The 12,941-nt window shown below is 60.7% G+C and carries 10 protein-coding genes; 7 read left to right on the top strand and 3 right to left on the bottom strand.

Annotated features, from left to right (window positions below; all coding sequences use genetic code 11):
* Positions 1-24: 24 nt before the first annotated feature.
* Together JQC81_RS16160 and JQC81_RS16155 are read left to right on the top strand one after the other, a co-directional pair.
* A complete protein-coding gene (locus JQC81_RS16160) occupies positions 25-3,231 on the top strand; it encodes an efflux RND transporter permease subunit (protein WP_203272827.1) in 3,207 nt (1,068 codons plus the stop codon).
* 67 nt (positions 3,232-3,298) lie between these two features.
* Positions 3,299-3,769, top strand: coding sequence for a hypothetical protein (locus JQC81_RS16155; RefSeq protein WP_203272826.1), 471 nt, complete (start codon positions 3,299-3,301; stop codon positions 3,767-3,769).
* Between the two features lie 22 nt (positions 3,770-3,791).
* Here the strand turns inward: JQC81_RS16155 and JQC81_RS16150 are convergent, their stop codons facing one another.
* Entirely contained in the window at positions 3,792-4,382 is a 591-nt protein-coding gene (locus tag JQC81_RS16150; RefSeq protein ID WP_203272825.1) for a TetR/AcrR family transcriptional regulator, read from the bottom strand.
* 758 nt (positions 4,383-5,140) lie between these two features.
* Here JQC81_RS16150 and JQC81_RS16145 point away from each other — a divergent pair.
* From JQC81_RS16145 to JQC81_RS16135, 3 genes are read left to right on the top strand one after another with little or no spacing between them, the layout of a single operon-like run.
* Positions 5,141-5,770 (top strand): TetR/AcrR family transcriptional regulator, encoded by a 630-nt coding sequence (locus JQC81_RS16145; RefSeq protein ID WP_246520462.1) that lies wholly within the window; start codon positions 5,141-5,143, stop codon positions 5,768-5,770.
* Positions 5,771-5,829: 59 nt separating this feature from the next.
* Positions 5,830-6,963 (top strand): efflux RND transporter periplasmic adaptor subunit, encoded by a 1,134-nt coding sequence (locus JQC81_RS16140; RefSeq protein WP_246520461.1) that lies wholly within the window; start codon positions 5,830-5,832, stop codon positions 6,961-6,963.
* Positions 6,963-10,106: an efflux RND transporter permease subunit gene (locus JQC81_RS16135; RefSeq protein ID WP_203272824.1), complete on the top strand. Its 3,144-nt coding sequence runs from the start codon at positions 6,963-6,965 to the stop codon at positions 10,104-10,106. The genes JQC81_RS16140 and JQC81_RS16135 overlap by 1 nt, the downstream gene beginning before the upstream one ends.
* 322 nt (positions 10,107-10,428) lie before the next feature.
* Here JQC81_RS16135 and JQC81_RS16130 read toward each other — a convergent pair whose 3' ends face one another.
* On the bottom strand, positions 10,429-11,328 hold the full coding sequence (locus JQC81_RS16130; RefSeq protein ID WP_203272823.1) for a LysR family transcriptional regulator: 900 nt from the start codon (positions 11,326-11,328) through the stop codon (positions 10,429-10,431).
* A 152-nt stretch (positions 11,329-11,480) separates the two neighbouring features.
* Here JQC81_RS16130 and JQC81_RS16125 point away from each other — a divergent pair, with 152 nt between their 5' ends.
* Positions 11,481-11,876 carry a RidA family protein gene (locus JQC81_RS16125; RefSeq protein WP_203272822.1) on the top strand — a complete coding sequence of 132 codons (396 nt, stop codon included), beginning with the start codon at positions 11,481-11,483 and terminating at the stop codon, positions 11,874-11,876.
* A 421-nt stretch (positions 11,877-12,297) separates the two neighbouring features.
* On the opposite strand, the gene JQC81_RS33185 is transcribed toward JQC81_RS16125, so the two are convergent.
* Entirely contained in the window at positions 12,298-12,504 is a 207-nt protein-coding gene (locus tag JQC81_RS33185) for a WGR domain-containing protein (RefSeq protein ID WP_312887535.1), read from the bottom strand.
* A 154-nt stretch (positions 12,505-12,658) separates the two neighbouring features.
* Between JQC81_RS33185 and JQC81_RS16115 the strand changes: the two genes are divergently transcribed.
* Positions 12,659-12,940 (top strand): hypothetical protein, encoded by a 282-nt coding sequence (locus JQC81_RS16115; RefSeq protein ID WP_203272821.1) that lies wholly within the window; start codon positions 12,659-12,661, stop codon positions 12,938-12,940.
* Position 12,941 lies beyond the last annotated feature (1 nt).

The raw sequence follows: 12,941 nt of genomic DNA, 5'->3' as shown, positions 1-12,941 counted from the left end.
TCCAAAGGCTTGAAGGCCACTGCCATGAACATCTCCCGCTTCTTCATCGACCGTCCAGTCTTTGCCGGGGTTCTGTCCGTGCTCATCTTCGTGGTCGGATTGCTTGCCCTGCGCGTTCTGCCAATCTCGGAATATCCTGAAGTCGTGCCGCCCCAGGTAGTCGTTCGCGCGCAGTATCCGGGTGCGAACCCGAAGGTCATTTCCGAGACCGTGGCTGCTCCGATCGAGGAGGCCGTGAACGGGGTCGAGGACATGCTCTACATGAGCAGCCAAGCGACGACCGACGGCGTACTGACGCTCACCGTGACCTTCGCCCTCGGTACTGATCCGGACAAGGCGCAGCAACTCGTGCAGAACCGAGTTTCGCAGGCCGAACCCCGGTTGCCCGAGGAAGTGCGTCGTCTGGGCGTTACTACCGTCAAGAGTTCGCCGGACCTGATGATGGTGGTTCACCTGCTCTCGCCCGACAGCCGCTACGACGTTACTTATCTGCGTAACTATGCGGCGCTCAATGTCAAGGATCGTCTTGCTCGGATCCAGGGCGTGGGTCAGGTCCAGTTGTTCGGATCGGGCGACTACTCCATGCGCGTTTGGCTGGACCCTCAGAAGATTGCCGAGCACGGTCTCTCTGCGAACGACGTCGTCAACGAGATCCGCGCACAGAACGTGCAGGCGGCCGCCGGCGTGGTCGGCGCTTCGCCCGGCCTGCTGGGGGTCGATCTTCAGCTGTCGATCAATGCCCAGGGTCGTCTTCAGGATGAGGAGCAGTTCGGCGACATCATCGTCAAGACTGGGGGCGACGGGCAGATTACACGCCTGCGCGACATCGCCCGTATCGAACTCGGTGCGGCCGACTACGCTCTGAGGTCTCTCCTGAACAACAAGCCGGCCGTCGCCATTCCAGTCCTCCAGGCGCCGGGGTCGAACGCCATCGAGATCGCCGACAAGGTTCGCGCCGAGATGGCGGACATCAAGGCCAACATGCCGGACGGTATCGACTTCCAGATCGTATACGACACGACCCAGTTCGTGCGCGCATCGATCAACGCGGTAGTCCATACACTGCTCGAGGCCGTGCTCCTGGTGGTGCTCGTGGTGATCCTGTTCCTGCAGACCTGGCGGGCGTCCATCATTCCTCTTGTGGCTGTTCCGGTCTCTATCGTCGGCACGTTTGCAGTCCTGCAGGTCCTTGGGTTTTCTATCAATGCCCTCAGCTTATTCGGGCTCGTTCTCGCCATCGGCATCGTGGTCGACGATGCCATTGTAGTCGTCGAGAACGTGGAGCGTAACATCGAGAAAGGCCTGAGCCCCCGGCAGGCCACCTATCGGGCCATGCAGGAAGTCTCCGGACCAATCATCGCCATCGCACTGGTGCTGGTGGCAGTGTTCATACCGCTTGCGTTCATCAGCGGCCTGACAGGGCAGTTCTACAAGCAGTTCGCCGTCACCATTGCCATCTCAACGGTGATCTCGGCGATCAATTCGCTGACCCTGTCACCTGCCTTGGCGGCCCTTCTCCTTCGCGATCACCATGCGCCCAAGGATCGGCTCACCCGGATCATGGACACGCTGTTCGGCTGGCTATTCCGCCGCTTCAACACGGTCTTCCATCGGGGAACGGGTGCCTATGGCACTGGCGTGAGGCGGGCGATCGCGACGAAGGCCTTGATGCTGTTCGTGTATGTGGCTCTACTGGGTGCGACAGGCTATCTGTTCAAGCTGGTTCCGAGCGGCTTCGTTCCAGGGCAGGACAAGCAGTATCTGGTGGGCTTTGCACAGCTGCCGGATGCAGCGACCCTCGACCGAACGGAGAACGTGATCCGGCAGATGACCGACATCGCCCTGAAACAGCCGGGCGTGGAGCACGCGGTCGCGTTCCCAGGCCTGTCGATCAACGGCTTCACCAACAGCTCGAACGCCGGCATTGTGTTCCTGACACTTGCGCCATTCGAGGATCGTCGGAATCCGAGTCTCAGCGCCGGAGCGATTGCAGGTCAACTGAACCAGAAGTTCGCCTCCATTACAGAGGCTGTGACCGCGATCTTTCCTCCTCCGCCGGTGCAGGGGCTGGGTACGATCGGCGGCTTCAAGCTTCAGATCGAGGATACAGCTGGCCTCGGCTATGAAGCGCTCGACCGGGCCACGAAAGACTTCTTGACCAAGGCCGCAACGGCGCCCGAGCTTGCTGGATTGTTCTCGGGTTATTCGATTAACGTCCCTCAGCTCTACGCTGATATCGACAGGGCCAAGGCGCGCCAGCTCGGGGTTACGGTATCGGATGTGTTCAGCACCCTCCAGATCTATCTCGGCTCGGTCTACGTGAATGACTTCAACAAGTTCGGGCGGACTTACTCGGTGCGTGTGCAGGCAGATGCTTCCTTCCGGTCCCGCGCTGGCGATATCGGCTTCCTGAAGGTGCGTTCCAGTTCGGGTGAGATGGTCCCACTGAAGGCTCTGTTGAACATCCAGTCGAGCGTAGGGCCGGAGCGGGCGATGCGATACAACGGGTTCCTCTCGGCCGACGTCAACGGACAGGCGGCTCCGGGTTACTCATCGGGGCAGGCGCAAGCAGCAGTCGAACGGATTGCGACCGAGACCCTGCCGAAAGGACTCAGGGCCGAGTGGACCGAGCTGACCTATCAAGAAATTCTGGCAGGAAATTCCGGCATTCTGGTCTTTCCAATTGCCATTCTGCTCGTCTTCCTCGTCCTGGCGGCGCAGTACGAGAGCCTGACGCTTCCGGTGTCGATCATCCTGATCGTGCCGCTGGCGCTGTTTGCTGCTCTGGCTGGCGTATGGCTGACTGGGGGCGATAACAACGTGTTCACTCAGATCGGGCTCATCGTCCTGGTCGGCCTCTCTGCGAAGAACGCGATTCTGATCGTGGAGTTCGCCCGTGAACTCGAGTTCGAGGGGCGCACTCCCGTTGAGGCGGCGATCGAGGCGAGCCGTCTGCGTCTGCGACCGATCCTCATGACATCGCTTGCCTTCATCATGGGCGTCGTGCCGCTGGTGGTATCGACGGGGGCGGGGGCCGAAATGCGGGCTGCCATGGGTGTGGCCGTGTTCTCGGGCATGATAGGCGTGACGGCATTCGGTCTGTTCTTCACACCGGTCTTCTATGTCCTGATCCGTCGATTGACGGGGAATCGCCGCCTTCAACATCAGCCTGATCAGATGGCCTCGGATGCTGTCACAAATCTGCATCCTGTGAAGGACTTGGTGAGCTGAACGAATGTGAGGGCGCTGTCTCAGGCAGCCCCTCGATCACTCTAGTCAAACGAATGAGGCGCTTTCCATGAGTCGGTTTTGGAAAAGTCTCCGACTCGTTGCCGCTTTCGCACTATCTCTCGCCATAGGCTTTCTTTCGAGGGATTTGAGCGCGGAGGAGGATTACCAGATCACGAACGAGGTGGTTCTGATAGACGTGCGCGTCTCGCCCGCTAAGGGAGAAAATCGGGCGCAGATTATGTTCCAGCTGGAAAATCGGAGCACTGAACGAGTCTCGTTTGGAGGGATAACGGTCGCTGATGCCAGTCGTTCTCGGATTGTTGCATCGCTCGGTAACGGGACGACCACGACCTTGGACACAATCCCTGTGGCCCCAGGTGAGGTCCTCTCAATGGACGGGGAGGTGCTCTGGATCGAGGTTGATGGGCTCGCCGGGGGCCTTCCACCGGATGGAACAATCGACGCGACAGTAAGCCTTGGAGTTGCCGTCATTCCGATCAGCCTGACGGTCGAAGGGACAAAGAAACTTTCGAACTGAGGAACGGAGAACGATCCAGATTTCAGCGGGGCACAGTTGGCCAACTCCGCATGGCGACATCAACCACTCGTTGGAGTTCCTCGCGCGAAGCGCCCGATGCTGCCCTGACCGCCATCCCCAGGCCGATCGACACGACGTAGCGGGCCCAGTCGGCGGGATCCTCATCACTGGGGAAATCGCCGCCGGCGCGGGCCGTCTCCAAACGATCACGCAGTTTGTTCTCGTTGACTATCCGACGGGCGATGAGCTCTTCGCGGATAGGCTCGCTCGCCTCGCTGCAGGCCACAGCCCCATTCACCCCAAGACAGCCAGGAGGGCTCAAGGGATCGGTCAGGACATCGATATAGCCACGCAGGAGCCGCTCGACCGCTTCACGTGCTGTTGGCGCCTGAAGGGCCACGTGCGCGAAGCACAGGTGCTGGCGCTCATAGAGGTCGAGCGTCCGTCGGAAGAGATCTTCCTTGTTGCCGAACGCCGCATAGAGACTAGGACGCGTGATGCCCATTGCTTCCGTCAGGTCGGAGATAGAGGTGCCCTCGTAGCCTCGACGTCGAAAGACCTGAAGTGCGGTGTGCAACGCCTCGTCAGGGTCGAATTCGCGATGGCGGCCCATGGTTCTCCACATCCTCCTGCCGGTACAATAGGTAAATCTCGGACAGCGCGGTAGTATATCATACTAATCGGTATGGTATATGTTTCTAGGGAGATTTCAAGATCTTATTCCAATGAGTTTCGAATGACTCCTTCAGGTGCGGCAGCAGAATGTCAGGCTGAGGATTGCATGAGCGCTGCGCGAGAAGTCAGGCATTTCCCGCTATGGTTTACGAGAATATTTACTGGCAATTGTGGATCGGGCAGGATCGCCAGCCGAAGACTACTAAGCCGAGGTCAACACGATTGAACAGGGGAAATGGACAACTTAGAGACTTAGGCGGCATCTCTTCTCTTGAGAGGCTAACGGAATGGGATTCGCTTGAGAGTCCTGAAGGCCGCCTTCTGGCACGAGGCTGACCTTAGCCGCACTTCTGCACTGCTGGAAAGAGCGGAACTTCCCACCGAACTCCGCTACTACTTAGTTTGACCCAGAGCAGTCCTTCCCCGTCTAACTTGCTCGGTGGAGCAAAACCACACTGGGCACCGATGCTGCCGCTACCTTCGCTTTAATAGGAGCAAATCGAGCACAGGCCGGCCGACTTTTTATCGCTGGTGACGAACAAACCCTCAAGCGATCCATGACTGTGATCTTTCATCTGGGGCAGGTCAGGCCCCTCGACAGCCGTCGAACCCTACAGAGCGCGGGTTGACCCTGCTCATACGGATGCATAGATGAGAATGAACGTTCATTCTCACAACTTTGGTACTTTATGCCTCATGGCAGATCAGCAAGCTCTCCTCGACCCGAAGGCGGACTCATCTGCTGAGCGTCAGACGCGCATCCTGAATGCCGCCGAGCGCTGCTTCGTCCGCTCCGGTTTTCATCGCACCACCATGCAGGACGTAGCTGCCGAGGCTGGAATGAGTCCTGGTAATCTCTACCGCTACTTCGGCTCGAAGGACGCAGTCGTTCTGGCTCTCGCCGAGAGAGACCGTGCCCGCATCGGAGAGGACTTCGCTGTGTTGTCCCAACCGGGTGACCTCCTGCCTTCCTTGCGCTCCATTGCCCACAAACATTTTGCCGAGGAGCCGCGGGAGCGGGCGGTGCTCTGCCTGGAGATCTGGGCAGAGGCTACCCGCAACCGATCGTTCGCCACTATGTCCGAGGCGTTCGACAGGGACATCTGCGAACGCATGTGCGCCTTGTTCCGGCAGGCGCAGGCCAATGGGGCTATTGCTCCGGAGGTCGACCTGGAAGCGCTCGCGTCCCTGATCGTGACCATTGCCAACGGCCTCTTCGTGCGCCGGGCCGTGGACGCCACGCTGGATGCCGAGCGTGGGGTCGCAAGCCTGATGGCCGTCATCGAGGCGGCCTTTGCCGGGAAGATCAACCTAACACGCACCTGATATCAGGTGCCGGAGATAAGGGTGTCATGATGCGCAGGTTGCACAGTTTGGCGGCTGCCATGGTCTTTCTCCCTCTGGCAGCGTTGGCCGCCCAGCCGCAGGGCGCGCCTGCGCCCGCCGTATCCGTCACGCGCACCGCGGAACGGGAGATCACGGAGCGGGCGGTGGTCACCGGAACGCTTGTACCTCGCGAGGAGGTTCTGGTTGCCCCGGAGCTGGAGGGTTTGCGCATCACGGAAGTTCTGGTCGAGGAGGGGGAAACCGTCACGAAGGGACAGGTTCTGGCCCATCTGGCGACCGATCTTCTCGAAACAGAGCTGGCCCGCAACACCGCCTCCTTCGCCCGAGCCGAGGCGGGGGTCGCCCAAGCCCGCAGCCAGATCGTGCAGGCCGAGGCCGCACAGGTCGAGGCAGCCCAGGCCTTGGAGCGTACGCGCTCGCTCATCAAAGGCGGCAACACGACAGAAGCTCAACTTGAGCAGCGGGTCTCCGCAGCCCGGGCTGCGGAAGGGCGCCTTGCCGCCGCCCGCGATGGCCTGCGCATCGCCGAAGCTGAAAGGCAGTCCGAGGAGGCGCAGAAACGGGAGATCCAAGTTCGCCTCGCCCGTGCCGCGATCAAGGCCCCCCAGGCGGGGATCATCTCTCGTAAGAACGCCAAGGTCGGCGCCACCGCGACCGCCGCAGGCGACCCGCTCTTTCGCATCATTGCGAACGGCGAGATCGAACTCGAAGGGGAGGTGACGGAGACACAGCTCGTTCGCCTGCGTGAGGGCGCTCCCGCTCAGGTGAGCATCGACCAAGGCCGGACAATCGAGGGGCTCGTGCGCAACATCTCTCCGGAGGTCGACCGCGCCACCCGTCTCGGCAAGGTGCGGGTAGCCCTGCCTCGGGATCCTGCCTTGCGCATCGGGGCCTTCGCACGCGGCACCATCGAACTTGCCCGGACAACGGGGGTGGCGGTTCCGCTCAGCACCGTGATCTACAGCGCCAAAGGCGCAGCGGTCCAGATCGTGGTTGATGAACGCATCGAGACACGTCAGGTCCGCACCGGCCTCTCGGCCGACGGCTTCATTCAGGTCGAGGGTATCAGCACTGGCGACCTGGTCGTGACCCGGGCCGGCAGCTTCCTGCGCGACGGTGATGTGGTCCGGCCGGTCCTGGCCGAGTCGGCGCAGGCGGACGGAGTACGGTAATGCAGCTCAACGTCTCCGCCTGGGCGATCCGAAAGCCGATCCCGTCCCTCGTCCTGTTCATCGTCCTGATGATCCTAGGCGTCTTCAGCTTCCAAGGGTTGCCGATCACGCGGTTCCCGAACATCGACGTTCCACTCGTCACGGTTTCGGTCACGCAAGCGGGCGCCGCGCCGTCCGAACTCCAGAACCAGGTCACCAAGCGGGTTGAGGACTCGGTTGCCGGCGTTAACGGCGTCAAGCACATCACCTCGACGATCTCGGAAGGCATCTCCACCACGACCATCGAGTTCCGGCTCGAGATCAACTCGGATCGGGCGGTCAACGACGTGAAGGATGCGGTTGCCAAGGTCCGCTCCGACCTGCCACGCACCATCGACGAGCCTGTCATTCAGCGCTTGGACATCGCCGGTCTCCCGATCGTCACCTACGCCGCCTCCGGCCCCGCCATGACGCCGGAGGAGCTGTCCTGGTTCGTCGATGATGTGGTGGCGCGCCAGCTTCAGAGCGTTCAGGGCGTCGGGCGCGTTGAACGTGTCGGTGGGGTCGAGCGCGAGATCCGGATCGAGCTGAAGCTTGATCGTCTGCTGGCGCTCGGCATCACGGCCGCCGATGTCAACCGACAGCTGCGCCTGACCAGCGTCGATCTTGCCGGTGGGCGCGGCGAGGTTGGCGGGCAGGAGCAGTCTATCCGGACTCTGGGTGCCGCACAAACACTTGGAGACCTCGCGTCCACCAGCATCACTCTCCCGGGCAATCGAAAGGTTCGCCTTGATGAGCTGGCAACCGTCACCGACACCGCTGCTGAGCCGCGCACCTTCGCCCGGTTCAACGGCCAGCCAGTGGTCGCCTTTGCCGTCACGCGCGCGACCGGCGCCAGCGACGCCACGGTCGGCCAGGCGGTCGCCGCCAAAGTCGCCGAGTTGGGTCAGGCGCATGCGGACGTGCGCTTCGACCTGATCGACGACACCGTCGCTTATACGGTGGGCAACTATGAATCCGCCATGCACACTCTGATCGAGGGTGCAATCCTGGCCGTCATCGTGGTGTTCATCTTCCTGCGCGACTGGCGCGCCACCCTGACCGCGTCCGTGGCCCTGCCGCTCTCGGTGCTGCCCACCTTCTGGATCATGAGCACCATGGGCTTCTCGCTCAACCTGGTGAGCCTTCTGGCGCTGACCCTCGTTACGGGCATCCTAGTCGACGATGCCATCGTCGAGATCGAGAATATCGTTCGCCACATACACATGGGCAAGTCGCCTTATCGTGCCGCGCTGGAAGGGGCGGACGAGATCGGCCTGGCGGTGATTGCGATCACGTTCACGATCGTCGCCGTGTTCGCCCCGGTCAGCTTCATGGGTGGCATCGCCGGGCAGTACTTCAAGCAGTTCGGGCTCACCGTCGCGGCTGCGGTCCTGATCTCGCTTCTAGTGGCCCGGTTGATCACGCCGATGCTGGCGGCTTATTTCATGCGGCCGCACAAGCATGTCGAGCAGAAGGACGGGTTCATCATGCGGGCTTACACCCGCTTGGTCGGCTGGTCTGTCCGGCACAAGTTCATCACCTTCATCCTGGGGCTCGCCATCTTCGGAGCATCGCTCTGGTCGACCAATCTCCTGCCGTCGGCTTTCCTGCCGGAGGAGGATATCTCTCGCTCCCTCTTTGTGGCCGAGCTGCCGCCGGGATCGAAACTGAGCGACACGCAGCTGGTGAGCGACGGGATCGCGGAGCGCCTGCGCGCCATGCCCGAGGTGAGGTCGGTGTTTGTTAACGGCGGCCTTCAGCTTCCCGGCAAGAAAGAGGTGCGGCTGGCGACCTTCACGGTGAACCTCGTGCCGAAGGAGGAACGGTCCCTGCGGCAACGCCAGTTTGAGGGGCGTATCGTCGAGGAGTTCCGCGACGTGCCGGACATCCGCTTCTTCGTCCTTGGCGAGGGCGGACAACGCGGACTTCAGCTCATCGTAAGCGGGCCCGACCAGGGTGTGGTGGTCGAGACCGCGGCGAAGCTCCAGCGCGAAATGACGAGCATTCCGACCGTCGAAAATCCCATGTCGACGGCGCCGCTCAACCGGCCTGAGATTCGCATCAGCCCGAAGCCGGATCTGGCGGCGGAGCTCGGTGTGTCGACCGACGTGCTGTCCGAGACGGTGCGGGTTGCAACCATCGGTGACGTCGGGGCCAATCTCGCCAAGTTCAATGCAGGCGACCGGCAGATCCCGATCCGCGTCCAGTTGCCCGAGGCGGTACGCGGCGACCGAGCGTTGATCGACATCCTCAAGGTTCCGGCCAAGGACGGTACAGCCGTCCCGCTCTCGGCTGTTGCCGACATCTCGTTCGGGCAGGGACCAACCTCAATTGACCGCTATGACCGCTCCTTGCGCGTGGCGCTTGAGGCAGACATGCGGGGCACGGATGCGCTCGGCGAGGTGCTCGAGGCCATCTACAACCTGCCGACGGCCAAAAATCTTCCGCCGGGCGTAACGATCAAGCAAACGGGTGACGCGGAGGTCATGACGGAGGTCTTCACCTCGTTCGGTAAGGCCATGGGAGCCGGCATCATGATGGTGCTGGGCGTGCTTATCCTGCTGTTCGCCAACTTCCTGCAGCCATTCACGATCCTGCTGTCGCTGCCCCTGTCGATCGGCGGCGCGATCATGGCGCTGGTGATCACGCATAAAGCGATCAGCCTGCCGGTGGTGATCGGCTTCCTGATGCTGATGGGGATCGTGACTAAAAACGCCATCATGCTGGTCGACTTCGCCATCGAGGAGGTGGCAAAAGGCGTGGACCGCAAAACCGCGATCATCGATGCTGGGCGCAAGCGGGCGCGGCCGATTGTGATGACAACGATTGCCATGGCGGCCGGCATGCTGCCGAGCGCTCTGGCATTGGGTGCGGGTGGTGAATTCCGCGCACCGATGGCCATCGCGGTGATCGGGGGACTGATCGTCTCGACCTTGCTGTCGCTGGTGTTCGTGCCGGCCTTCTTCATCCTCATGGATGACCTGTCGCGCCTGTTCAGTCGCCTGTTCAGCCGGTTCGTTGGGCCAAAAGATGAGCCTGAGACGGAAGCCTTCGACCGAGCAATCCCCGTTGTCCGAGCAGACGCCGATCCCAACCCACGTTCCAGGATCGCTGCAGAATGACATCCCGGGCTGCGCAGGGACGGTGATGTCAAGAATCGAGCGTTGGAGGCATCCGTCCAGCTGCGCGTGCCACGGCATCGCCGAATGCCCCGGATCTGCTTGGCGCGCTCCGCTGACGTGCCTTGCTGCGAGACGTACATGGAATTATGCCCAGTTTGCGTGAGATCTCTCGAACAGCAGTCCTCCAAAGTTTGTACCGTAATGTCAGCTTCTGGCACTCTGACACCTAAGCGCTTGGTCAGCTTCAGCAGTCATGAGTCGACGTCCGTTCACCGGTCGGAAGGTGAAAGGATGACCGATGCTGACGTCCAGGAATTACCTTCTACTTAATTTGCCTGACATCCCTCACGACATCGAGGAATGCCCGCAGTGCCGGTGGCACGGCCCGATGCCCTGGATAATAAACGGCCACTGCCTCTGACCCCTGCATCCAGGAGGACAGGACCGTGCGCAATCGTCCTTCCGCAAGAGCCGCTTCGGCCACCCAATTCGGCACATACGCAATACCCAGGCCTTGCATGGCCGCTTCCACCATTAGGTCCTCATCATCAAGCACCGCCGGTCCGGTTACATCGATGGTCAATTCCTGCCCGGCCCGCTCGAACTCCCACCGGTACAGCCTGCCGCTGGGCATGCGGTGGCCGATGCAGCGATGATGCTGCAGTTCCTCTGGGGTTTTCGGCTCGCCGGCGCAATCGAGATAGGATGGTGATGCGACGCAGACGAACTGTATTAGTCTGGCGAGCGGCACCGCGATCATGTCCTTGGGGATTGATCCGACGAGGCGCACCCCGGCATCGAAGCCCCCTGACACGATATCGATCAACCGATTCTCGACCACGATGTCCACCGTCACGTCGGGAAACCGTTCTGCCATGCGGAGGAGAACATCACGCACGAGAGCGGCCGCGGCCACACGTGGCGCGTTGACCCGGACCGTGCCTGCCACCTGGCCTCGGAAGGCACTGACGGCGTCTAACGCTTCATCCAGCGAAGAAAGGGTTGCTTGTAACCGGTTGAGCAGCTCGAGCCCGGCTTCGGTTGGCGCGACGCTGCGGGTCGTCCGGTTGAGAAGGCGCACGCCCAGCCGATCCTCAAGGCCGCGCATTGCGTGGCTCAACGTCGATGGCGCCGTGCCAAGTTCGTCCGCTGCCCGGCGAAAGCTGCGATGGGTAGCGACAGCCACAAAGGCGGTGAGATCGTTTAGGGAGGGGCGCATCATTGATGGCGATTTTGCATCAACCCATGCCGATTTCAACGTCTAATCGCGCGAACTCGGGGCCGCTATCTCCTGTTCCAGCAAGGCAGGTCCCGGCACTCAATTGGAACGAACTGATGTGCGAGGTTTCATCTGATCTGAATAAGGAGAAAAGAATGTCCAAGCGCGATGCGATCTTCCCTGCCGGCCGGCAGGCGCTTTACGAGATCAACCGCTACTCCGCTGCCATCCGAACCGGCGATCTGCTCTTTCTCTCAGGGCAGGTCGGAAGCCGCGAGGACGGCTCACCCGAGCCTGACTTCGAAAAGCAGGTGCAACTTGCTTTCGACAATTTCGGTGAGGTTCTGCAGGCGGCCGGCTGTACGTTCGACGATATCGTGGATGTGACGACGTTCCATACGGATCCTGAGACACAGTTCGAGACCATCATGTCCGTCAAAGGCAAGGTGTTTCCTCAGAAGCCTTATCCGAACTGGACCGCAGTAGGAGTGAACTGGCTCGCAGGCTTCGATTTCGAGATCAAAGTGATAGCGCGGATCCCAGCGGCCTGAACTGCCACCGGATTTGATCACGCGTTTGACTACGTCCTTCTGCGACCAACTAACCTGACCTATCAGACTCCTGGCACAAAATGGAGCAATTCCCATGGATGTTCGCAAGTTCTCTATCACCGACGCATCGTTTGAGCGCTCGCCTGGCCAAGATGGGGAGGTGTTCGCGGACAATGTGATCGACCAACGCCACGGCGGGCCGATCACCCTCGGATACGGCGGCTCTGTTGCATTAACTTCGGGAGACACAATCTGTAGCGTCCTTGCCCTCATTACCAAATACTACATCCTGTGGCTTGACAGGCTAATGCAACAGAGCCCCCGAAGCCGCGGTACCGGCCAGCTACTCCGATCTCTTCAGTCGATGCGAGCGACCTTTGAAGGAGATCTGGCTGACCGGTGCCACCCTATTCCCGGCAGTTTAAAGATCCCGGTACCCCCGCCTGCGCTTGGCCCGTGCCACCGCCTCAAGCGCCTGGCCAGCCTCACCTTCGCTGGCGAACTCCTCGGCTTTCTCCTGCCAGTTAGTGCTGATCCTGCCCCAGTGGCGCACCAAGCGCACGGTGCCGAATGGATCCCTCTCAATCATGAGGCTGTAAAAGCGCCGGACGCCCTGCTCCGAGTTGATCTACTTCAGCAGGACATCGCCTGCGCAGCGGCAGTGCACGCCTATCGAGCTACCTCTCATAGGGTAACAGGATCTACCAAAACTCTGATGGGCTTTGCCTCCACACGATGTAGTTTGCCGCCCTTTCAGAAGTTAGAGATATCAGATAAGCGGCATGATTATTAACAATCTAAAACGACGCGGCAACAAGGATGAGAATAGACTAGATCACCACACGAGACGCGCTATTGTCGATCTGTACAGAGTGGATCTCAGATACGAACTAGATTTGCTCAAAATTGAATCCAGCAACCTCGACGAAAATGCGAAGAGCGCCCGCAAATTGATGATTTTGATAGAGCATTTTGAAACGCGGCGCCCCTATCTTGACCTTCTCAATGAGCGTTGGGCAATCCAGTGCTATCCGTCTCGTAATGGCACCGTTGCAGTAACGTGAA

Origin of the sequence: Microvirga arabica, assembly GCF_016811235.1 — a bacterium.
In the GTDB taxonomy this organism is placed as follows: Bacteria; Pseudomonadota; Alphaproteobacteria; order Rhizobiales; family Beijerinckiaceae; genus Microvirga; species Microvirga arabica.
The sequence above is the reverse complement of the archived record's forward strand: the minus strand, read 5'-3'. Positions and strand labels throughout refer to the sequence as shown.

Bases quoted from the DNA above. Each gene is read 5' to 3' on its own strand.
- JQC81_RS16160 (WP_203272827.1), top strand. From the start codon at position 25: ATGAACATCTCCCGCTTCTTCATCGACCGTCCAGTCTTTGCCGGGGTT.
- JQC81_RS16155 (WP_203272826.1), top strand. From the start codon at position 3,299: ATGAGTCGGTTTTGGAAAAGTCTCCGACTCGTTGCCGCTTTCGCACTA.
- JQC81_RS16150 (WP_203272825.1), bottom strand. From the start codon at position 4,382: ATGGGCCGCCATCGCGAATTCGACCCTGACGAGGCGTTGCACACCGCA.
- JQC81_RS16145 (WP_246520462.1), top strand. From the start codon at position 5,141: ATGGCAGATCAGCAAGCTCTCCTCGACCCGAAGGCGGACTCATCTGCT.
- JQC81_RS16140 (WP_246520461.1), top strand. From the start codon at position 5,830: ATGGTCTTTCTCCCTCTGGCAGCGTTGGCCGCCCAGCCGCAGGGCGCG.
- JQC81_RS16135 (WP_203272824.1), top strand. From the start codon at position 6,963: ATGCAGCTCAACGTCTCCGCCTGGGCGATCCGAAAGCCGATCCCGTCC.
- JQC81_RS16130 (WP_203272823.1), bottom strand. From the start codon at position 11,328: ATGATGCGCCCCTCCCTAAACGATCTCACCGCCTTTGTGGCTGTCGCT.
- JQC81_RS16125 (WP_203272822.1), top strand. From the start codon at position 11,481: ATGTCCAAGCGCGATGCGATCTTCCCTGCCGGCCGGCAGGCGCTTTAC.
- JQC81_RS16115 (WP_203272821.1), top strand. From the start codon at position 12,659: ATGATTATTAACAATCTAAAACGACGCGGCAACAAGGATGAGAATAGA.